Genomic DNA, 19,659 nt, shown 5'->3' with positions numbered 1-19,659 from the left:
GCGAACGCGCGCGACACCGCGCGGTGAACGCGGCAGGGTGGAGGGATGACGACACCACAGCGCATCGCCATCGTGGGCGGCCACGGCAAGGTCGCCCAGCAGCTCATCCCGATCCTCGTGGACCGCGGCAAGCAGGTCGTGCCGCTCGCGCGATCTCAGGAGCAGTTGATCGAGCTCGCGGCCATGGGAGCGAAGCCCGGGCACCTCGACATCGAGAACGCCACCGAGGAGGACTTCGCCGCGGCGTTCGACGGCTGCGACGCCGTCGTGTTCTCTGCGGGCGGCGGGCCGGACGGCAACATCGACCGCAAGCGCACCGTCGACCTGGGAGGCTCGCTGAAGTCGATCGCGGCGGCGAAGGCGGCCGGTATCAGCCGCTTCGTGCAGGTCAGCGCGATCGGGGTCGACGCACCGCTGGCGGATGACACCGAGCCCGTGTGGAAGGCGTACGTCGCGGCCAAGAGGGACGCCGATGCGGCGCTGCGAGAGTCGGGACTCGATTGGACCATCATCCGGCCGGGCGGGCTCACGGACGAGGCCGCGACTGGGCGCGTCACGCTGGCCCCCGAGGTCGAGCGCGGCCGGATCCCCCGCGCGGACGTGGCGCACGTGATCGCGGACTGCCTGGACCGGCCTGAGACGGCGGGCGCTCAGTGGGAGCTCGTGGGCGGCGACACGCCCATCCCGATGGCGCTGGAGTCTGCGTCGCGCTGAGGCCCCCGCCCGCCCCCGCGGTCGATTCTCGCTCGCCTAGTGCCTGAGGCGAGCGAAGTGGGCCCATTTCGCTTGTCTAGGCGCCTACGCGAGCGAGATGGATCCTTTTCGCTCGGGAAAGAGGGGAACGGGCCGGAGACGCACGAGGGCCGGATCACCCCCCCAGCGGGTGACCCGGCCCTTGGCTCACTTGCGCAGCGCCGATGCGGCGGCTGGCTTAGCGCTCCACCTCGCCGGCGATGAATGCCTCGAGCTGCGCACGGCCCTTGGTGTCCTCCATCTGGACCGGCGGCGACTTCATGAAGTACGTCGACGCGGACAGGATGGGGCCGCCGATGCCGCGGTCCTTGGCGATCTTCGCGGCGCGGATCGCGTCGATGATGATGCCGGCCGAGTTGGGCGAGTCCCACACCTCGAGCTTGTACTCCAGGTTCAGGGGCACCTCGCCGAACGCGCGGCCCTCGAGGCGCACGTACGCCCACTTGCGGTCGTCGAGCCACGCGACGTAGTCCGACGGGCCGATGTGGACGTTGCGGTCCTCCTTCTTGTCCTTGAGGGAACCCTCGAGGTTGGAGGTCACGGCCTGGGTCTTCGAGATCTTCTTGGACTCGAGGCGGTCGCGCTCGAGCATGTTCTTGAAGTCCATGTTGCCGCCCACGTTGAGCTGGTAGGTGCGGTCCAGGAACACGCCGCGGTCCTCGAACAGCTTCGCCATCACGCGGTGGGTGATGGTCGCGCCCACCTGCGACTTGATGTCGTCGCCCACGATCGGCACTCCGGCGTCCTCGAACTTCTTGGCCCACGCGGGGTCGGAGGCGATGAAGACGGGAAGGGCGTTGACGAAGGCCACGCCGGCGTCGAGCGCGCACTGCGCGTAGTACTTGGCGGCGTCCTCGGACCCGACGGGGAGGTAGCAGACCAGCACGTCGGCCTCGGTCTCACGCAGCACCTGGACCACGTCGACAGGCGCCTCGTCCGACTCGACGATGGTCTGGCGGTAGTACTTGCCCAGACCGTCGAGGGTGTGGCCGCGCTGGACCTGGATGTCCGTCTTGGGGACGTCGCAGATCTTGATGGTGTTGTTCTCGGAGCACTCGGTCGCCTCGACCAGCTCCTTGCCCACCTTCAGCGAGTCCACGTCGAACGCCGCCACGAACTCGATGTCCGAGATGTGGTAGTCGCCGAACTGGACGTGCATGAGGCCCGGGACGGTCTCGTCGGCGGCCCGGTCCTTGTAGAACTCCACGCCCTGGATGAGCGACGTGGCGCAGTTGCCGACGCCGACGATGGCGACGCGAAGTGCAGCCATGATTTCTCCTTAGTTGTTGCCCGCGGAAGCGGTGCTGGGGTTGTCTCCGCGGGTCGCGGATCGTTCGTTCTCGATGAGTCGGTCAAGCCACTCGACCTCGCGCTCGACGCGCTCGAGTCCGTGGCGGTGAAGCTCAGTGGTGTAGGCGTCGTGGCGCTCGCGGACGCGCTGAAGGCCCTCGTTGACCTCCTCGAGCCGCTCGGCCAGGCGCGAGCGACGACCTTCGAGGATGCGCAGGCGTGTCGCGGAGTCCGTCTTGGTGAACATCGAGAAGCGGACGTCGAACGCGTCGTCGTCCCAGCTCGATGCGCCCGCGCTCGCGAGCTCGTCCGCGAGGCGCTGCTCGCCGTCCTCGGTGAGGCGGTACGAGATGCGCGAGCGCCGCGAGCCGCCGGGGCGGGCCTCGTAGTCAGCCGATGCGGTGATCAGGCCGGCCGCGACCATGCGCTTGAGCGCGGGATACAGCGAGCCGTAGCTGAGGGCGCGGAAGGGTCCCAGTTCGGAGCCCAGGCGCTTGCGGATCTGGTACCCGTGGAGCGGCTGCTCGGCGAGCATGCCGAGGATCGCGAGCGACAGGACGTCGGTCTTGGCCACGGGGCTCCTCGGATCAGATCAGGGGGTCAACAGCGAACGCCAACAGTAGCAGAACGTTGTATCGCCACGATACATCGCCTAGAATCCTGTGTCAGATCGAACGCGCCGCCGGACCCCGGTCAGGACCACCACCGGCGGGACAAAACCCGAGGCCCGCGCGTTAGCGACGTAGCCAAGGCGCGGCGCCCCGGACGGGAGCGCCGCCCGGCGGGGCGACATGCTCCCGCGCCCCGACCTCCTTAGGGTGAAGACACTGTGAGCGATTCGAGCAAGACCCCCCAGCGGCGGAGCACACGCGTGCCCGCCGGCAGCAGGCCCGCGCGGCCGTCCACCGGCGTCCAGCGCACCCGCTCGGGCGCGCCCGCCAACGGCACCCCGCCGTGGAACACCACCGGCGCCACGGCGACGGCGGCGAAGAAGCCCGCCACCGCATCGGCCGCCAAGAAGGGCGGCGGCAACGGCGGCGGCACCGGCGGCAAGAAGAGCAAGCGCGACGACTGGCCCGCGTGGCGCCGGTGGCTGTGGCGCATCGGCATCTGGGCGCTCATCGCCCTGCTCGCGGTCACCCTGATCGGCGCGCTCGCGCTGGTCATTCGCTACACACAGCTCGAGATCCCCGAGCCCGACGACTTCGCGCAGGCGCAGTCGTCGATCTTCTACTACGCAGACGGCGAGACCGAACTGGGCCGCCTGGGCGTCGCGGACCGCGAGTCCGTCGCCATCGAGACGCTGCCGGAGCACGTGCCGCAGACGTTCGTGGCCGCCGAGGACCGGTCGTTCTACACCAACCCAGGCATCAACGTGCTGGGCATGGCCAAGGCGCTGTTCGACACCGTGATCCTGGACCAGCCGCGCGGTGGATCCTCGATCACGCAGCAGTACGTCGAGCGCTATTACGTGGGCGAGACCACCACCTCGATCCAGGGCAAGATCGACGAGACGCTGATGGCGCTGAAGATCGATCAGCAGCAGTCCAAGGACGAGGTCCTCGAGAACTACATGAACACGATCTACCTGGGCCGCGGCGCGTACGGCATCCAGGCTGCCGCCGAGCAGTACTACGGCAAGGACGCGGCTGACCTCACGGTCTCGGAGTCCGCGATGATCGCCGGCGTCATCCCCGCACCCAGCGCGTGGGACCCGCGCATCGACCACGAGCGCGCCGAGCAGCGCTGGAACTACGTGCTGAACGGCATGGTGGACGCCGGCTTCATGACGCAGGACGAGCGCGACCAGATCACCGAGTTCCCCGAGCCCATCGAGTACCAGAACGAGGACGTGTACGCCGGCACTGGCGGCTACATCCTGCGCGCCGCGCTGCTCGAGGTCGAGGAGCGCACGGGCGTCAGCCAGGAGGAGATCGAGTCGCTGGGCTACCGGGTCACGACCACGATCATCCCCGAGCACCAGGAGGCCGCGGAGGCTGCGGTCGCGGAGATGCCGGACGATCACGACGAGAACCTGCGCGTCGCCGCGCTCACGGTCGATGCCGCCACGGGCGCCATCACCTCGATGTACGGCGGCGAGGACTACCTCGAGATCCAGCGCAACGCGGTGACCCAGGACGTCGCGCAGGCGGGTTCGACCTTCAAGCCCTTCGCGCTCGTCGCGGGGCTCGAGCGCGGCATCTCGCTCGACTCCGAGTACCTCGCCAACAACGAGATGGAGTTCCCCGGCTTCGACCGCCCCGTCCGCAACTTCGGCGGCGTCTCGTATGGCGTCGTGGATCTGGTCGAGGCGACCCAGAAGTCGATCAACACCGCCTACGTGGGCCTCAACGAGGACGTCACCCCGCAGGTGACGATGGAGACCGCGATCGCCGCCGGGGTGCCGGAGGACACGCTCGGCCTCGACGCGAACCTGTCCAACGTGCTGGGGTCCGCGTCGCCGCACGCGGTCGACATGGCCTCGGCCTACGCGACCTTCGCGAACGCCGGCGTGCGCACCGAGCCGGTGCTGATCCAGAGCGTGCTCGACCGCGACGGTGAGCCCGTCTACGAGCACGAGGTCGAGGGCGAGCGCATCTTCAGCGAGGACGTCATGGCGGACACGACGTACGCGATGCAGCAGGTGGTGCGCTTCGGCTCCGGCTCCTACGCGGGCGACAACATCGACCGGCCGCTCGCGGGCAAGACCGGCACCTCCAACCAGAACCGCTCCGCGTGGTTCGTGGGCTTCTCGCCGCAGATCGTCGGCGCCGTGAGCCTGTACCAGGTGGGAGAGGACGGCTCGGCGGAGCAGATCACGCCCTTCGGCGGCTTCTCGCAGATCACCGGATCGACGATCCCCACGCGCATCTGGACCGCGATGATGGCGCCCATCTTCGAGGGGATGGAGGTCGTGGACTTCCCGCCGCGCGCGAACGTGGGATCGGCGACGACTCTCGAGCCGACCACGGCGCCGAGCCCCACCCCGACCCCGACTCCCGAGGAGACCACGACAGAGCCGGAGCCCACCGAGACGGAGACCACCGAGCCGCCGGTGACGACCCCGACGCCGGAGCCCACTCAGCCGCCGGTGACGACCCCCACGCCCACGCCGTCGGTCAGCGCGCCGGCACTGCCGTAGCCATGTGCGTCGCGGCTCTGTCCGTGACGGTCGCGCTGGTCGCGCTCGCCCTGGGCGCGCGCTCCCGCTCGACGCGGGCGCAGCCGGCGCTCGCGGCTGTCGCGGCGGGGCTGTCCCTGGGGCCCCTGCTGTACCCGCCGTACACGCCGCTGACGGCCCTTCGCTTCGAGGCGGCGGGCACGGTGGCCGATGCGGTGGTCTACGGGTGCGTGGTGCTCGCCTGGGCGTGGGCCGGCTATGAGACCGTGCGGGCTCGCGTCCGGGAGGCCGATGCGGTGGCCCGGTCGCTGCGCGAGCTCGTCCTGGGTGCGGCGATCGTGGCGATGGTCGTGGTGGTCATGATGCTCGACGACGAGTCCGGCCTGGCCCCCGCGTTCAGCGACTCGTGGGCGTGGCCGGTGCTGTTCGCGGCGGCCCTGGCGATGGTCGCGGGGATGGTCTCGCTGGCCGTGCGTCGCCGCCGGCTTGCCGACCTCAGCGACGCAGCAGGCGCTTGAGCCTCAGCGCGAGCACCAGCATGCGGTAGCGCAGCGCCTTGACGGGCACGTCCCACGCGCCGTCGATCTCGACGTCATCGCCGAACTGGTGCTTGAACTCGCCCACACCGGCGAGCTGCGGCGCGCGCTCGGAGCCCACGCCCATGAGGTCGTAGCGGGTGACTCCCTCGGCCTTGAGCGCCGTGAAGATGTGCCACTTGAGGGCGATGGCCGCGTTGGTGTCCCGCGCCTCGCGGTTGCCGCCCGCGTAGAAGTCGACGCCGCCGCCGTCATGGACGAGCGCGATGACCCAGGACACCGCGCGGCCGGGCGCGAGGTCGCCGTCGGGGCCGGTGTCGTGGCGTCGCGCCACAAAGACGCGCGCGTGCTCTCCCAGGGAGTCGATCATGGTCGTGTAGACGTCCATGGGGAAGATGCCGAAGCCGTCGCGCTCGGCGGTCTCGCGATAGATCTCGTACAGCTCGGCGAACTGCTCGTGCGTCATGCCCGACTCGTCGGTGACCGTCATGTGCTCGTCCTTGAGCACCTTGCGCGTCTTGTAGCGGCCGCGCTTGGTGAAGGACGCGAGGATCTCGTCCTCGGTGCGGGTGAGGTCGATGACGACGGTGGTGTCGTAGGTGACGGTCTGGAGCAGCTCGAGAAGGTCCGGCGCGCGATGCCACGCGTGCATGCGCACGAACGCGACCGACGGTGCCTCGCGACGCACGTAGTCCACCACCGCCGCGCGCACCGCGGCCTCCGCATCGGCGCCGGGGCGGGACGGCCACATCGGCCCGTGCTTGGCCCACAGGTACGTGAAGCCGCGCCCCTCGAACGCGGACAGGGCGATCAGGGCGACCACCGCATCGGCCCCATCCAGGACGGCGAGCCGTCGCCACGGCGAGCGTCCGTCGACTGCCAGGTCGAACGCGTCCCAGGCGGGCGCCTGCTCGATCGGCACCGGGTGGCCCCAGGCGCGCGCGGCGTCCATGAAGCGGGCGTCGTCCCAGTGCTCGATGCGCAGTTCCGTCACGGCTACGAGGCTACCTGTGGACAGGGATGACGCGAACGGCCCACGCACGGTATCCTTGTCGATGGCCCAATCGCCCTCCTGGCGAGCGGGCCTGCATCAACCCTCCTGCCACGGAACGTCCGTGGCCGCATGAGTCCAGAGGAGGTGGGTATTCGATGCGTCAGTACGAAATGATGGTCATCCTCGACCCTGAGGTGGACGAGCGCACGGTTCAGCCGTCGCTCGACAAGTACCTGAACGTGGTCACCAGCGACAAGGGCACCGTCGACAACCTCGACGTGTGGGGCCGCCGTCGCCTGGCCTACCCGATCAAGAAGAAGAACGACGGGATCTACGCGGTGATCAACTTCACCGCCGAGTCCGCCACGGCCAAGGAGCTCGAGCGTCAGCTGGGCCTCAACGAGTCGATTCTTCGCACCAAGCTGCTGCGTCCCGACGCCAAGTAGCGCACTCCCGACTGCAACCGACTCGAACACGAAACCAAGGGGATAGAACATGGCAGGCGAGACTCCATTCACCATCGTGGGCAACCTCACGGCCGACCCGGAGCTGCGATTCATCCAGTCCGGCGCCGCGGTCGTGAACTTCACGGTGGCTTCCACTCCGCGAACCTTCGATCGTCAGACGAACGAGTTCAAGGATGGGGAGACCCTGTTCATGCGCTGCTCCCTGTGGCGTGAGGCCGCGGAGAACGTGGCCGAGTCGCTTACCAAGGGCATGCGGGTCATCGTGACCGGCCGCCTGGTGCAGCGATCGTTCGAGTCGAACGGCGAGAAGCGCACCGTCGTCGAGATGCAGGCCGACGAGGTCGGCCCTTCGCTCCGCTACGCCACCGCCAAGGTGAACCGTACGCAGCGTCAGGGCGGCTCCGGCGGCGGCTTCGGCGGCGGCGGCAACTCCGCGCCGGCAGGCGGCTCCTCGAACGACCCGTGGGCCTCGGCCCCCGCGTCGGACGAGCCCCCGTTCTAAACACTTTTCCACTCAGGAGTTCCAACAATGGCTAAGCACGACATCCGCAAGCCGCGCAAGAAGGTGAACCCGCTCAAGGCCGCCAAGGTCGACAAGGTCGACTACAAGGACACGGCCCTGCTGCGCAAGTTCATCTCGGACCGCGGCAAGATCCGCTCGCGCCGCGTGACCGGCGTGACCGTCCAGGAGCAGCGCGAGATCGCGCGCGCGATCAAGGTCGCCCGCGAGATGGCCCTTCTCCCCTACGCCGGCTCCGGCCGCTGATCGGGAGGGCTCTCATGGCAAAGCTCATCCTGACCCACGAGGTCTCCGGCCTCGGCATCGCCGGCGACGTGGTCGACGTCAAGGACGGCTACGCGCGCAACTACCTGGTTCCCCGCAAGCTGGCCACCCCGTGGTCGGCCGGCGCGGAGAAGCAGATCGAGGCGCTGCGCAAGTCGCGTCGCGAGAAGGAGATCGCCAGCACCGAGGAGGCCCAGGCGGCCCGTGACTCGCTGCAGTCCAAGGCGGTCCGCGTCGAGGCGAAGGCGGGCGACTCCGGTCGTCTGTTCGGCGCCGTGACCCCGGCCGACATCGCGACCGCCATCGGCGACCGCGCGAAGGTCGACAAGCGTCGCATCCACATCGCCCAGCCCATCAAGGCGCTCGGCACCTACACCGTGCAGGTCACCCTGCACGACGAGATCTCGGCGACCGTCGAGGTCCAGGTCGTGGCCGCGAAGTAACCCTTCACAGGTCGAGAGGCCCGGTTCCCGCTCCATGCGGGTGCCGGGCCTTTCGCGTTGGTGCGGTGCGGGCCCTGCGCCCTCTCGCTCTCGGCCCCTGCGCCGCGCGCTGCTTGCCTCAGGCGAGCCGCTCAACACACGCCTGTGACTCGCGGGTCTCCTGAGGCGCAAGTGAGTCCCCATCCGCCCCTTGGCCGCCGCCAGCCACACCTGTGTGTTGAGCGGCCAGCGGGTCTGGATTGCAGCGGGCCGATGCGCGGTTGCGGGCCCGCAACGCTCTCACCAGGGGCGACACGCGGGTGTGGAAAACCACTCGCGCGACACGCCGGAACGCGACACGCCGAGGACTTTTCGAGCGTCGATGTCCACAGTGAAAGCGACGGTAAAGTCCCTGCTAGACGCGCGTCCGCAGACAATGTGGATGCTCCATCCACATTCCTGTCCACAGTGCGCCACGCGGGTTCTTCACAGATCGTCCACTGTGCACACGGCGTGTATCCACGGGTTGTCCACGGGCCCCCGCAGCCCCGACTTGTGCGGACTCGCGGCAGCCCCTACGTTGGCGTGTCAGTCCCTCGAGGGACACTGCAGGGAGCCGACAACAGAAAGGGGGCGCACCGCATGTCAGTAGAGGAGCTCGAAGCCTCCTACGGCCCGGAACCGGCCACCTACGATCGTCTCCCTCCCCAGAACCTCGAGGCCGAGCAGTCGGTGATCGGCTCGATGCTGCTGTCGAAGGACGCGATGGCGGACGTGATCGAGTCCGTCCGCGCGGACGACTTCTACAAGCCCGCGCACGAGCTGATCTTCGATATCGCCGTCAAGCTCTATAACGCCGGTGACCCGGTGGACGCGCTCACGGTCAGCGCCGAACTGCAGCGCACCAACCAGCTGGGCCGCGTGGGCGGCTCGGAGTCCCTCCACACGCTGATCTGGGTGGTGCCCTCCGCGGCCTCGGCCGGCTACTACGCGCGCCTGGTCCGCGAGCAGTCGATCCTGCGCCGCCTGGTCGAGGCCGGCACGCGCATCGCGGCGATGGGCTACGACTCGGACGGTGCCGAGGTCGACATGGTGGTCGACGGCGCCCAGGCGGAGATCTTCTCGGTCACGGAGCGGCGCAACTCCGAGGACTACCTGTCCATCGGCGACGTCATGGAGACCACGCTCGAGCAGGTCGAGGCGTCGTCGAGCCGCGACGGACAGATGCTCGGCATCCCCACGGGCTTCCACCAGCTCGATGAGCTCACGGGCGGGCTTCAGGGCGGCCAGATGGTGGTGATCGCGGCGCGACCCGCGATCGGCAAGTCGACGCTGGGCCTCGACATTGCGCGCGCGGCGTCCATCAAGGCAGGCAAGGCGTCGGTCATCTTCTCGCTGGAGATGAGCCGCGAGGAGATCACCAAGCGCATGCTCTCCGCGGAGGCCGGGGTCAAGCTGTCGCGTCTCACCAAGGGACCCATGGGCCCGGGCGACTGGGAGCGCCTCGCCCAGACTGCGGCGAAGGTCTCGAGCGCGCCGTTGTTCATCGACGACTCGCCGAACATGTCGCTCATGGAGATCCGCGCGAAGTGCCGCCGCCTCAAGCAGCAGCACGATCTGAGCCTGGTCGTGGTCGACTACCTGCAGCTGATGAGCTCGGGCCGCAAGGTCGAGTCCCGCCAGCAGGAGGTCTCGGAATTCTCGCGAGCGCTCAAGCTGCTCGCCAAGGAGATCGAGGTCCCCGTCATCGCGATCTCGCAGCTGAACCGTGGGCCCGAGCAGCGGACGGAGAAGAAGCCGATGCTGTCCGACATGCGTGAGTCCGGCGCGATCGAGCAGGACGCGGACATCGTCATCCTGCTCCACCGCGATGACGCCTACGACCGCGACAACCGCCCGGGCGAGGCCGACTTCATCGTCGCCAAGCACCGCGCGGGCCCCACGGACACCATCGCGGTAGCGTTCAAGAAGGACTACGCGCACTTCGCGGACATGGCGGCGGACCTCTAGGTCCTCACAGCCGCAGGGCGCGGTCGCACCCATCCGCTCAAGAGGGGACTCCGAATGCCGTCCATGAACACTGGGAGTACTGCACGCCTTGCTGCCATCGCCTGCGTCGCGGGCCTCGCTCTCGCGGCCTGCGCCACCGCGTCCAGCCCCGAGGATGAGCCGTCGAGCCCCGAGCCCACCATGTCCGCGACGCATGACGCCATGGACGACTCCATGGAGGACGAGACCATGGAGAAGGACTCGACCGACGACGCGATGGAGGACGACTCCATGGAGGACGACTCCATGGACAAGGCCGACGGCGAGGTCCCCGAGCAGCTGCAGTTCACCACCGCGACGCTCAGCGGTGCCGCCTTCGAGGGCGCGTCGCTCGTGGGCCAGGACGCGATCCTGTGGATCTGGGCCTCGTGGTGCCCCATCTGCCAGGCAGAGGCCCCGGTGATCGCGGACACGATTGGCGAGCTGCCGGAGGGCGTGACGATGTACGGCCTTGCCGGCAACTCGGACCTGGGCTCGTCACAGGGGTTCGTCGAGGACTACGAACTCGAGGGGATCGAGCACCTGTTCTCGGAGGACGGCTCGCTGTGGTCGAACTTCGGCATCTCGTACCAGCCCGCGCTGGTGATGATCAACGACGATGGCACCATCGAGACCATGCCCGGCGCCACGGGCGAGGCAGGCATCATCCAGGCCGCGGAGTGGCTCGCGGAGAACTGACGCTCGAGGAGGGCGCGATGACGCGTCGATGGACCACTGCGCTGGCCGCCACGGCGGCCGGCGCACTGCTGCTTGCCGGCTGCGCGAGCGGTGACCAGTCGGACTCGGCCGCGGAGGCTCCCGCGTCCGCAGACGCGTCCTCCGAAGCATCCGAGTCTGCGCCGGGACCGTTCGACTTCACCGCGCAGACGGTGGCGGGCGGCACGCTCGAGGGCGAGTCCCTCAAGCATCGCGACGTCATCCTGTGGTTCTGGGCGCCGTGGTGCCCCACGTGCCTGGTCGAGGGCAAGGACTACGTGGCCGATGCGATCGCGCAGCTGCCCGAGGGCGTCGAGCTGGTGGGAGTCGCAGGGCGCATCACCTCCGACGAGGAGGTCGAGGAGTTCATGGACTTCACCGGAGTGGGCGACGCCACCCACGTGATGGACACGGACGGGTCGCTGTGGGAGGGCTTCGGCGTGGCGTTGCAGCCAGCCTTCCTGTTCGTCAACGACGACGGCACGTTCGAGCGCGCCGGAGCCGGGGTGACCACCGAGGACATCCTCGAACAGGCCGAGCGCCTCGCCGCTTCCTGACCCACTTTTCCCCTCCGCGCAGTGGATCCATTGCGCTCGTCCTAGCGGTTAGGCGAGCGCAATGGATCCATTTCGCGCAATGGGGGTGGGCGTGCCTACCCCTTGCGGGAGGCGTCGCGCAGGGCGTCGAGCGTCGACTGGCTCGCCACCTGGATCCCCTCCGCGTGTGCCGCGCCCTCTGCGGGAGCGGCGCCGAGCGAGACAGCCTCCGCAGCGTCACCGGAGCCATCCTCGTCACCTGAGTCCGCATCGGCTGCCTGGCCGTCCTTGCGGCGGCCCAGCAGGAGGATGACGACTGCCGCGACGGCAACGACCACGACGAACACGATCAGCGCCGCAGTGCCCCACGACTCGATCCATGCGGACACCGACGACTGCCAGCGTGCGGTCGTGTGCAGCACGGGGTTGAGGGCGTCGATCCCGTAGCGCGGCAGCACCTCGGCGAGGCCGAACACGAACACGTACAGGCCGGCGAGGATCATGAGGCCGCCGCCCACGCGCATGAGCGTGGGGGTGTGGCGACGGAGGGCCGATGCGGCGGTCGAGCCAGCGACGGCGGCGAGGATCGAGACGGCGAGGACAGAAGCGCCCATCCCGGCGCCGTAGATGAGGAAAGGCGCGACGGCGCCCACCGGGCCGGTGGCGGCGAGCGCCTGGGCGACGACGGCGAGGAACAGCCCGATCGTGCAGCTCATTGACGCGACCGCGAAGGTCGCGCCGTAGCCCACCTGCGACCAGAAGGTCCGCCCGGGGGCGCGGGTGTTGATCCGCAGGCCGGGACCGCGCAGCTCTCCCCCGCGCAGCAGCACGATGCCCAACCACACCAGCACTGCGCCGATCACGACGGTCACGTACGACACGTACGGCAGGATCGACCCCTGCAGGCTCAGGTTCACCGCGCCGAACAGCAGCCCGAAGCCCGTGAAGATGATCATGAAGCCCGCGGTCATCGCGAGGCCGAACCCCACCGCCCGGCGCAGTGCCATCCCCCGGGTGACCCCCGCATCGGCGCTGCCCGTCACGATGACGGTGATGTAGGCCGGCAGGAGCGCGAAACCGCACGGATTGAAGGCCGCGACGGCGCCCAGCAGCAGGGCGTAGGCGGCGGCGGTGGCGTCGAGCATCGAGGGTCCTCCTGGCGTGAGTCTAGGCCAGGGAGTTCGGAGCGAGGGTCGCGGCGGACGGGTGGGAAGCGGGACGTGTCGGAGGGCCGATGCGGTGGCTCGGTTGGCACGCAGCGCCGCCACTCACAGTGATAACCGTTATCGCTATCGTGTACAGTGGCACAGCCGGGATGTTCCGGCACCCTCCCCAATGGAAAGGACGCCCCACGCTGGGGCTAGGTAGACCATGTCTTTCACCGCCCGACCCGCCCGCGCGGTCTCCGTCGCGGCCGCCGCGGCGCTCGCGCTCACACTCAGTGCGTGCGCGACTGATGAGGACCCGGCCGAGGACGCGACCGCGGCCGAGGAGCACGAGGACCACGACCACGAAGACGAGGACCACGACCACGACGAGGAGTCGGCGGCCGCGGCCTCAGAGAACGCCTCGAAGACGCCGCGCATCGTCGCGACCTTCGACGGCGGCATCGTGGTGCTCGATGCCGCGAGCCTGGAAACTGTCGCGGAGCTGCCGATCGACGGCTTCAACCGCCTGAGCGACGCCGGTGACGGCCGCCACGTCGCGGTCTCCACGACCGGTGGCTGGGCCATCCTGGACGCCGGCACGTGGTCGCAGGCCCACGGCGACCACTTCCACTACTTCACCGCGGACCCGGCGCTCACCGACGTGATCGTCGAGGCCGAGGTCCCCGGCCACGTGGTTCCCCACGGCGAGCTCGCAACCCTCTGGGACGACGGCACGGGCAACGTGACCGTCGTCGAGATCAGCGAGTGGACGGACATGGTCGAGCACGCCCACGTCCACGCTCACGACGAGTGGACCGCCGAGTCTGCACACCATGGCGTCGCCGTGGTCGATGAGGCCGGCGTGCTCTACACGACGGTCGGCGACGAGGAGTCGCGCTGGGGTGCCCAGGCGCTGCTCGACGGCGACGTCATCGTCTCGACCGACGAGTGCCCCGGCGTTCACGGCGAGACCGCGTTCCACACGTCTGAGGACGAGGAGCTGGTTGCGTTCGGGTGTGAGGACGGCGTCGCCGTCTTCCACGGCGACCACATCCACAAGCTGAGCTCGCCCACGGACTTCGGCCGCATCGGGAACCTGTTCTCGACCGATGGCAACGACATCGTGCTGGGCGACTACAAGTCCGACCCCGAGGGCGGCCTGGGGCTGTCCGAGATCGCGCTGATCGACCCCGAGGGCGAGACCATCACCGTGGCCGACCCGTTCGATGGCGATGACGCGACGTACACGTGGCGCGGCCTGCGCCGCGGCGACGATGGCGAGGTCCTGGTGCTCGGCACCGACGGCTCGCTGCGCGTGATCGACCCGGCTACCGGCGACGTCACCACGACGATCCCCGTGATCGACGCGTGGGAGGTGCCCGACGAGTGGCAGACCGCCCACCCGGCGCTCGCGATCGTCGAGGGCATGGCGTACGTGACGGACCCGAACACGGGCACCATCACGAGCGTCGACTACGTGGGGGGCGAGGTGTACCGCTCGGCAGAGGCGGGCTTCGCCTTCAACGAGGGGGTGGGCGTCACCGGCTGACGCTTGCCTCCGCCTCTCTCACTGGGCCCGGCGGGACCGGGCCCTTCCGAGTCTGGGGGGTAGACGGACAGCCTCGTGCAAGGAGGCCCTGAAGTAGTGTGAAGAGTGAGCGACAGCCCGCGACGGGTCATCGCCACTCCCACAGCCGTCCGCAGATTCAGAGGTGAACATGTCAGGCCAGGATGTCGAGAAGGTCGCACTCGCTGCGGTGGGGTGCACCCAGTTCGTGATGGGGCACAACCGCTCCGGCAAGTTCGGGATGGTCAAGGAGGCGTTCGCAATGCGCAGCGCGCTCGGTGACATCCCCTCCGGTCCCGGCCACGATCTGATCCAGGCCGCGAAGGACCACCTGTCGGGAGACAACGATTCCGGTCCCAACGTCGACGCGACCGACAAGGACCTGATGATCTCGACGGGTCGGGCCTACATCGATGGCGTTCTGCCCGTGCTCGCGTCGCTGCCGGCGGATGCCGCCGAGAACGTGCGTACCTGGCTGCTCGGCGTCGCGCAGAATGTCGCCGAGGCATCCAAGGACAAGGGCGGCTCGGACAAGGTGTCGCCCGAGGAGGCCGCAGCGATCGACGAGCTTCGCACGCTGCTCGCTGGGTAGTCGCCCGACACCGAGCCGCGCGGTCCGGTCCCGCCGTGCGGCGGGGCCGGACCGTTCCGTCTGTCCCCGGTGCGCGCGTGCACGTGCGCGCGGGAGGATGGAGGGAGGAGGCGTGACGATGCCGACGACGATCCTCGAGCGCTGCGTGCCCGGCGTGCGTGTGGCGCGCGGGTACCGGCGCGCGTGGCTGTGGCCGGACATCCGAGCCGGGGTGGTCGTGACAGCGCTGATGATCCCGGCCGGCATGGGATACGCGCAGGCCTCGGGCCTGCCTGCAGTCACGGGGCTCTACGCCTCGATCGTGCCGCTCGTCGCCTATGCCCTGCTGGGGCCGTCGCGGATCCTCATCCTCGCGCCCGACTCCGCGCTCGCGCCGATCATCGCCGCGACGCTGCTGCCGCTCGCCGCAGGCGACCCGGATCGAGCGGTGGCGCTGGCGGGCCTCATGGCGATCATGGTCGGCGCGCTCATGCTGCTCGCGGGGGCGGCACGACTCGGCTTCGTCACCGACCTGCTGTCCAAGCCGGTGCGCGTGGGCTACCTCAACGCGATCGCACTGATCGTGATCGTGTCGCAGGTGCCGAAGCTGCTGGGGTTCTCGGTCGAGTCCGGCACGCTCTGGGAGGGGACGATGCGCGCGTGGGAGGGCGCGGTCGGTGGCGAGATGATCGGGGTCGCCGCAGCACTGGGGGCGGCGTCTCTCGTCGTCATCCTGGTGATGCGGCGCCTGCGGTCGCCCGTGCCTGGCGAGCTCGTGGTGGTGGTCCTCGGGATCGTAGTGGCATGGACCGCGGGACTCGGCGAGCGACTGCCGGTCGTCGGCGCGCTGCCCCAGGGGCTGCCCGCGCCGGCGCTCGAGGGCATCACGTGGACAGATGTGGGCGCGCTCTCGCTGCCGGCGGCGGGCATTGCTCTCGTCGCATTCACCGACTCCGCCGTGCTGTCCCGCACCCTCGCCGCCAGGCGCGGCGAGAAGGTGAGCGGGAGCGCGGAGCTGGCCGGCATCGGCGCCGCGAACGTCGCCACCGGCGCACTAGGAGGCTTCCCCGTGTCCGCATCGTCCTCCCGCACCCCGGTCGCCGAGGCTGGGGGTGCGCGCACGCAGCTCGCGGGTGTGGTGAGCGCGGCGCTCGTGGTCGTCTTCATGCTCGCCTTGCCCGGGCTCACGGCGTATCTGCCGGAGGCGACCCTCGCGGCAGTCGTGATCGCGGCGGTGCTGACGCTCATCGACGTCCGTGCTCTGGTGTCGCTGTGGCGCATGGACCGGCTCGATGCCGCGTTGTCGATCGCCGCGTTCGCGGGCGTCCTCGTGTTCGGGGTGCTCACGGGCATCGTGGTCGCGATCGGCCTGTCGCTGCTCGCTTTCGTGACGCGCGCGTGGCGGCCGTACCGCGCGACCCTGGGCCGCGTGCCGGGGGTGCGCGGCTATCACGATCTCTCGCGGTACCCGGAGCGAGGACGACCGGTGCCGGGAGTCGTGATCGTGCGCTACGACGCGCCGCTGTTCTTCGCGAATGCTGCGTCGTTCTCCAACTGGGTGCGGTCGGAGGTCGCCCGCGCGGGGCCGCAGGTGACCACCTTGATCGTCGCGGCGGAGCCGATCACGGATGTCGACGTCACTGCGGCCGATGCGCTCGTCGACTTGGATGATTACCTCGCCGCTCACGACATCTCACTAGTGCTGGCGGAGATGAAGGACCCGGTCGTCGAACGGCTGCGCCGCTACGGCTTGGGGACAAGGTTCGGGCCCGAGCGCTTCGCGCCCACGGTGGGAGCGGCGGTGGACGCGGTCACCGGGACGATGCGCGGGGACCTCGGCGAGGGCGACGGGAACGACGGGGAGCACGGACCGCGCGGGGCGCCTCTCCGCTAGAGCTCGCCCTTGCGCTGCAGGAATTGCATGGCGAGATAGCCCAGCGGGATGCGGGCCCAGTAGGTGATGAGTCGGTACACGATCACCACGGGGGTGGCCACGCCCAGGGGGATGCCCGCGGACGTCAGACCGGTGATGAGCGCGGCCTCCACGGCACCCAGACCACCAGGCGTCGGCACCACGGCACCCACGGCGTTCGACAGGAAGAACAGCACCGCGACGTCGATGATCGCGAGCTCCTGACCGAAGGCCTGGAGCGTGCAGTAGAACGCCCCCACGTACGCGATGGTCTGGATGAAGTTGCCGGCCAGGCCCGTGAGCAGGCGCACCGGCTGGCCGAGGATCTGGACGAGGCGAGGCCATGTCTGCCGCAGCGGCGGCATGATCTTCGCGAGTGACCAGCGACGCACCTTGGGCACGAGCATGGCTGCGGCGATGACACCCGCGATCGACCCCACCGCGATCAGCACTGCGGTGGACGGCAGCGCCGCGAGCGTTCCCTCGGACCCGGTGACGAGGGTGAGGACCAAGAGGCTGACCACCGTGACGACGATCGCGCTGACCTGCACCAGCGCCACGGTCGCGACCGCGAGCGGGCCAGCGACCTTGCGCTTGGTCAGCAACCGCAGGTTGAGCGCGGCCGGTCCGACGCCAGCGGGCACGGCGAGGGCAATGTAGGCGGCGGCGATCTGCACCAGGACCACGCGCATCCACGGCAGTCGGACCGGCGAGAACGCGATCATCGCCAGGGCGGCACCGATGAAGGTGAGCAGCGCCCACAGGAAGGCGATGCCGATCCACAGTGGCTCGGCGTCGCGCAGCGCCGCGATGACCTCCTGCGTGTTGAAGCCCGTGAGGATGATCGCGCCCGCGATCACGGCCGCGGCGAGGGTGAGCACCGTCCGCCATCCGAAGCGCGCGATGTTCTGCTGCTCGATCTCCGCGTCCGGCAGGCGCTGGACGATGCGCGAGCGCATCTCCGGCAGCAGCTTGCGCCTCTTGACGGCCTGCCGCGTCTGGCGCGGCATGACAATGGTCTGCAGCAGCGGCGCGATCTGCTCGACCACGTCCTCGCCCACCGCGCGGAAGGCGGCGGCGACGGCACGCTCGGCTCCCACGATCGTGGACGTCGCGCCCAGGATCTGCACCATGTCGAGGCGCCGCGACAGCGTGGACGCGGCCACCTCGCCCATCTCCCAGGTGGTCACCCACACGAGCGGCATGCCGGTGCCGTCCTCCTCGGCGACCAGGATGGTGTCCGTGCTGATGGCGCGGTGCGCGATGCCGGCCTCGTGGGCACGCCCCAGTTCCGACCAGATGGCGTCCAGCAGCGCGTCGTCGACGTCCTCGGCAGGGATGTCGGTCAGCACTTGGGTGGCGAGCGGTCGCTGGTAGACCGTGATCATCGTGTCGCGGGACTGGCTCATGCCCAGCACGCGCGCGGTGCGCACCCCGGCGGTGCGCGCGGCGTGCGAGGCCAGCGCCGTCGACTCCGCCGTGTGGCGCAGGCTCACCTCCGCGCGCGCGTCGATGCCGCGGAAGCGGACGGTGCCCCACAGCTTGGAGAGGAAGCCGGCGGCGTGACGGTCGCCGTCGAGCGCGATGGCAATGAGGTGGTGTCCTTCGACGGTCGTGACGTCGTAGACGCGCCCTGACCGGGTGCGCCCGATCGCCGACGACACGGGATCGATGTCGCCCGGCTCGTAGCCCTCGTGGGAGTCGGTTCGGACAATGCGCCGCGGCTCGAAACCGGTGCGACGAATGCCCTCGACGAGCGCCACCCCGTACGCCCGGTCGGCGGTCGAGCCCAGCAGCCAACGCAGCAGCAGCCCGCATGCGCGGCCGATCAGCACCACGGAGATCACGGCCGGCAGCGTGACGATGCCGGAGATGAATGCCACGGCTCCAGCGATCCACAGGAGCGTCCACGACACCGACAGGACCCGGCGCGTGGTCCGCAGTCCTGCGGCCGTCAGCATCGCCGCGACCGCCGCGAGGTAGGCGGGAAGCTGGACGATCATCTCGCCGTCGCCGCCGCGCACCGAGAGGCTGGCGATGAGCTCCTCCGCACCCCACTCGAGGGTGGTGAACGCGGCGATGAGGGTGACGATGAAGGCCACGGTGGCCGCGCCCAGCACCTCGAGGATGCGGCGGGGCTCGCGCCGCGCGGCGAGGTCGATGATGACCGCAGCGGGAACGATCAGCGTGACGATGCCGGAGAAGATGTTGACCGGGGCCACCAGCAGGCGCTGAAGCACGCCTGCGATCCCCTCGACGTCCTCCGCGAAACCCTGGGTGGTGCCGTGGCCGTACGCACCCAGGAGGAGCACCAGGATCACGCCGACCCCGGTGCCGATCGCGGCGATCAGGTCCGTGACGCGGTGGACCCGCACCTCTGGCGCATCGGCGATCGAGACGCCCTTGAGGGGGTCCTCCGCAGGGGTCTCCTGCGTCGGGTCGTCCGCGGTCATGCGACGAGTCTAGGAGGAACCGCCCAGGTGACGTGGGAGGCGAACCCCGCCCGCGCATCGGCCCGGAGCAAGCGCTACTTGATGCCCCACTCTGCGAGCGTCTCCTGGCCGATGACCTCCGGCCCGATGAACGCCACCGCGTCCAGGGTCCAGTGCGCGATGATGAGTGGCGCGAGGCGGCCGGTGCGATGGAACCACCACGCGAACACGATGCCCATCACGACGTTGCCGAGCGCCATGGGCCAGCCTTGGTAGAGGTGGTAGGCGCCGCGGAGCAGGGCCGATGCGGCGATCGCGGCCCACGGCGACCACCGCAGGTCCTTGAGGCGGGTCATGAGGTAGCCCACCGCGATGGTCTCC

General features: G+C 69.6%; 19 protein-coding genes. 13 read left to right on the top strand and 6 right to left on the bottom strand.

Annotated features, from left to right (window positions below):
- Positions 1-45: 45 nt before the first annotated feature.
- On the top strand, positions 46-714 hold the full coding sequence (locus QZ483_RS02650) for an SDR family oxidoreductase (protein WP_297081438.1): 669 nt from the start codon (positions 46-48) through the stop codon (positions 712-714).
- Between the two features lie 217 nt (positions 715-931).
- On the opposite strand, the gene QZ483_RS02645 is transcribed toward QZ483_RS02650, so the two are convergent.
- Positions 932-2,023, bottom strand: coding sequence for an inositol-3-phosphate synthase (locus QZ483_RS02645; protein WP_297081437.1), 1,092 nt, complete (start codon positions 2,021-2,023; stop codon positions 932-934).
- A 9-nt stretch (positions 2,024-2,032) separates the two neighbouring features.
- On the bottom strand, positions 2,033-2,617 hold the full coding sequence (locus QZ483_RS02640) for a PadR family transcriptional regulator (protein ID WP_297081436.1): 585 nt from the start codon (positions 2,615-2,617) through the stop codon (positions 2,033-2,035).
- Positions 2,618-2,914: 297 nt separating this feature from the next.
- Between QZ483_RS02640 and QZ483_RS02635 the strand changes: the two genes are divergently transcribed.
- On the top strand, positions 2,915-5,185 hold the full coding sequence (locus QZ483_RS02635) for a transglycosylase domain-containing protein (protein WP_297081435.1): 2,271 nt from the start codon (positions 2,915-2,917) through the stop codon (positions 5,183-5,185).
- A 2-nt stretch (positions 5,186-5,187) separates the two neighbouring features.
- On the top strand, positions 5,188-5,682 hold the full coding sequence (locus QZ483_RS02630; protein ID WP_297081434.1) for a hypothetical protein: 495 nt from the start codon (positions 5,188-5,190) through the stop codon (positions 5,680-5,682).
- Here the strand turns inward: QZ483_RS02630 and QZ483_RS02625 are convergent.
- The gene (locus tag QZ483_RS02625) at positions 5,660-6,694 is read right to left on the bottom strand and encodes a peptidoglycan bridge formation glycyltransferase FemA/FemB family protein (protein ID WP_297081433.1); all 1,035 of its coding nucleotides are present in this window, start codon (positions 6,692-6,694) and stop codon (positions 5,660-5,662) included. The two genes, QZ483_RS02630 and QZ483_RS02625, sit on opposite strands and share 23 nt — an antisense overlap.
- Before the next feature lie 155 nt (positions 6,695-6,849).
- Here QZ483_RS02625 and rpsF point away from each other — a divergent pair, with 155 nt between their 5' ends.
- The 7 genes from rpsF to QZ483_RS02590 all read left to right on the top strand — a co-directional run bounded on the left by rpsF (position 6,850) and on the right by QZ483_RS02590 (position 11,669).
- Positions 6,850-7,140: a 30S ribosomal protein S6 gene (gene rpsF, locus QZ483_RS02620; RefSeq protein ID WP_297081432.1), complete on the top strand. Its 291-nt coding sequence runs from the start codon at positions 6,850-6,852 to the stop codon at positions 7,138-7,140.
- A 49-nt stretch (positions 7,141-7,189) separates the two neighbouring features.
- Entirely contained in the window at positions 7,190-7,663 is a 474-nt protein-coding gene (locus QZ483_RS02615) for a single-stranded DNA-binding protein (RefSeq protein WP_297081431.1), read from the top strand.
- A 27-nt stretch (positions 7,664-7,690) separates the two neighbouring features.
- Positions 7,691-7,927, top strand: coding sequence for a 30S ribosomal protein S18 (gene rpsR, locus QZ483_RS02610; protein WP_297081430.1), 237 nt, complete (start codon positions 7,691-7,693; stop codon positions 7,925-7,927).
- 14 nt (positions 7,928-7,941) lie between these two features.
- On the top strand, positions 7,942-8,388 hold the full coding sequence (gene rplI / locus QZ483_RS02605) for a 50S ribosomal protein L9 (protein WP_297081429.1): 447 nt from the start codon (positions 7,942-7,944) through the stop codon (positions 8,386-8,388).
- Positions 8,389-9,009: 621 nt separating this feature from the next.
- Complete coding sequence (gene dnaB / locus QZ483_RS02600; protein WP_297081428.1) at positions 9,010-10,377, top strand: replicative DNA helicase; 1,368 nt, start codon at positions 9,010-9,012, stop codon at positions 10,375-10,377.
- Between the two features lie 63 nt (positions 10,378-10,440).
- Entirely contained in the window at positions 10,441-11,094 is a 654-nt protein-coding gene (locus QZ483_RS02595; RefSeq protein WP_297081427.1) for a redoxin domain-containing protein, read from the top strand.
- A 17-nt stretch (positions 11,095-11,111) separates the two neighbouring features.
- Positions 11,112-11,669, top strand: a complete 558-nt coding sequence (locus tag QZ483_RS02590; protein ID WP_297081426.1) for a redoxin family protein — start codon at positions 11,112-11,114, stop codon at positions 11,667-11,669.
- Positions 11,670-11,764: 95 nt separating this feature from the next.
- Here the strand turns inward: QZ483_RS02590 and QZ483_RS02585 are convergent, their stop codons facing one another.
- A complete protein-coding gene (locus QZ483_RS02585) occupies positions 11,765-12,793 on the bottom strand; it encodes a cytochrome c biogenesis CcdA family protein (RefSeq protein WP_297081425.1) in 1,029 nt (342 codons plus the stop codon).
- Between the two features lie 226 nt (positions 12,794-13,019).
- Between QZ483_RS02585 and QZ483_RS02580 the strand changes: the two genes are divergently transcribed.
- The 3 genes from QZ483_RS02580 to QZ483_RS02570 all read left to right on the top strand — a co-directional run bounded on the left by QZ483_RS02580 (position 13,020) and on the right by QZ483_RS02570 (position 16,828).
- Positions 13,020-14,345 (top strand): hypothetical protein, encoded by a 1,326-nt coding sequence (locus tag QZ483_RS02580; RefSeq protein WP_297081424.1) that lies wholly within the window; start codon positions 13,020-13,022, stop codon positions 14,343-14,345.
- Between the two features lie 169 nt (positions 14,346-14,514).
- Complete coding sequence (locus QZ483_RS02575; RefSeq protein WP_297081423.1) at positions 14,515-14,955, top strand: hypothetical protein; 441 nt, start codon at positions 14,515-14,517, stop codon at positions 14,953-14,955.
- 118 nt (positions 14,956-15,073) lie between these two features.
- A complete protein-coding gene (locus QZ483_RS02570; protein WP_297081450.1) occupies positions 15,074-16,828 on the top strand; it encodes a SulP family inorganic anion transporter in 1,755 nt (584 codons plus the stop codon).
- Here QZ483_RS02570 and QZ483_RS02565 read toward each other — a convergent pair.
- Together QZ483_RS02565 and QZ483_RS02560 are read right to left on the bottom strand one after the other, a co-directional pair.
- Positions 16,825-19,299, bottom strand: coding sequence for a lysylphosphatidylglycerol synthase transmembrane domain-containing protein (locus tag QZ483_RS02565; RefSeq protein ID WP_297081422.1), 2,475 nt, complete (start codon positions 19,297-19,299; stop codon positions 16,825-16,827). The two genes, QZ483_RS02570 and QZ483_RS02565, sit on opposite strands and share 4 nt — an antisense overlap.
- A 74-nt stretch (positions 19,300-19,373) precedes the next feature.
- Positions 19,374-19,659: CPBP family intramembrane glutamic endopeptidase (locus QZ483_RS02560; RefSeq protein WP_297081421.1), on the bottom strand; the 286-nt coding region annotated here is incomplete at its 5' end.

The sequence above is a fragment of the uncultured Demequina sp. genome (assembly GCF_913055775.1).
Taxonomy (GTDB): domain Bacteria; phylum Actinomycetota; class Actinomycetes; order Actinomycetales; family Demequinaceae; genus Demequina.
This window is presented reverse-complemented; position numbering and strand designations above follow the sequence as displayed.

Coding starts and splice junctions, on each gene's coding strand:
- QZ483_RS02590 (WP_297081426.1), top strand. CDS start 11,112: ATGACGCGTCGATGGACCACTGCGCTGGCCGCCACGGCGGCCGGCGCA.
- dnaB (WP_297081428.1), top strand. CDS start 9,010: ATGTCAGTAGAGGAGCTCGAAGCCTCCTACGGCCCGGAACCGGCCACC.
- QZ483_RS02645 (WP_297081437.1), bottom strand. CDS start 2,023: ATGGCTGCACTTCGCGTCGCCATCGTCGGCGTCGGCAACTGCGCCACG.
- rplI (WP_297081429.1), top strand. CDS start 7,942: ATGGCAAAGCTCATCCTGACCCACGAGGTCTCCGGCCTCGGCATCGCC.
- QZ483_RS02650 (WP_297081438.1), top strand. CDS start 46: ATGACGACACCACAGCGCATCGCCATCGTGGGCGGCCACGGCAAGGTC.
- QZ483_RS02575 (WP_297081423.1), top strand. CDS start 14,515: ATGTCAGGCCAGGATGTCGAGAAGGTCGCACTCGCTGCGGTGGGGTGC.
- QZ483_RS02570 (WP_297081450.1), top strand. CDS start 15,074: ATGCCGACGACGATCCTCGAGCGCTGCGTGCCCGGCGTGCGTGTGGCG.
- QZ483_RS02565 (WP_297081422.1), bottom strand. CDS start 19,299: ATGACCGCGGACGACCCGACGCAGGAGACCCCTGCGGAGGACCCCCTC.
- QZ483_RS02615 (WP_297081431.1), top strand. CDS start 7,190: ATGGCAGGCGAGACTCCATTCACCATCGTGGGCAACCTCACGGCCGAC.
- QZ483_RS02595 (WP_297081427.1), top strand. CDS start 10,441: ATGAACACTGGGAGTACTGCACGCCTTGCTGCCATCGCCTGCGTCGCG.
- QZ483_RS02630 (WP_297081434.1), top strand. CDS start 5,188: ATGTGCGTCGCGGCTCTGTCCGTGACGGTCGCGCTGGTCGCGCTCGCC.
- QZ483_RS02585 (WP_297081425.1), bottom strand. CDS start 12,793: ATGCTCGACGCCACCGCCGCCGCCTACGCCCTGCTGCTGGGCGCCGTC.
- QZ483_RS02580 (WP_297081424.1), top strand. CDS start 13,020: ATGTCTTTCACCGCCCGACCCGCCCGCGCGGTCTCCGTCGCGGCCGCC.
- rpsR (WP_297081430.1), top strand. CDS start 7,691: ATGGCTAAGCACGACATCCGCAAGCCGCGCAAGAAGGTGAACCCGCTC.
- rpsF (WP_297081432.1), top strand. CDS start 6,850: ATGCGTCAGTACGAAATGATGGTCATCCTCGACCCTGAGGTGGACGAG.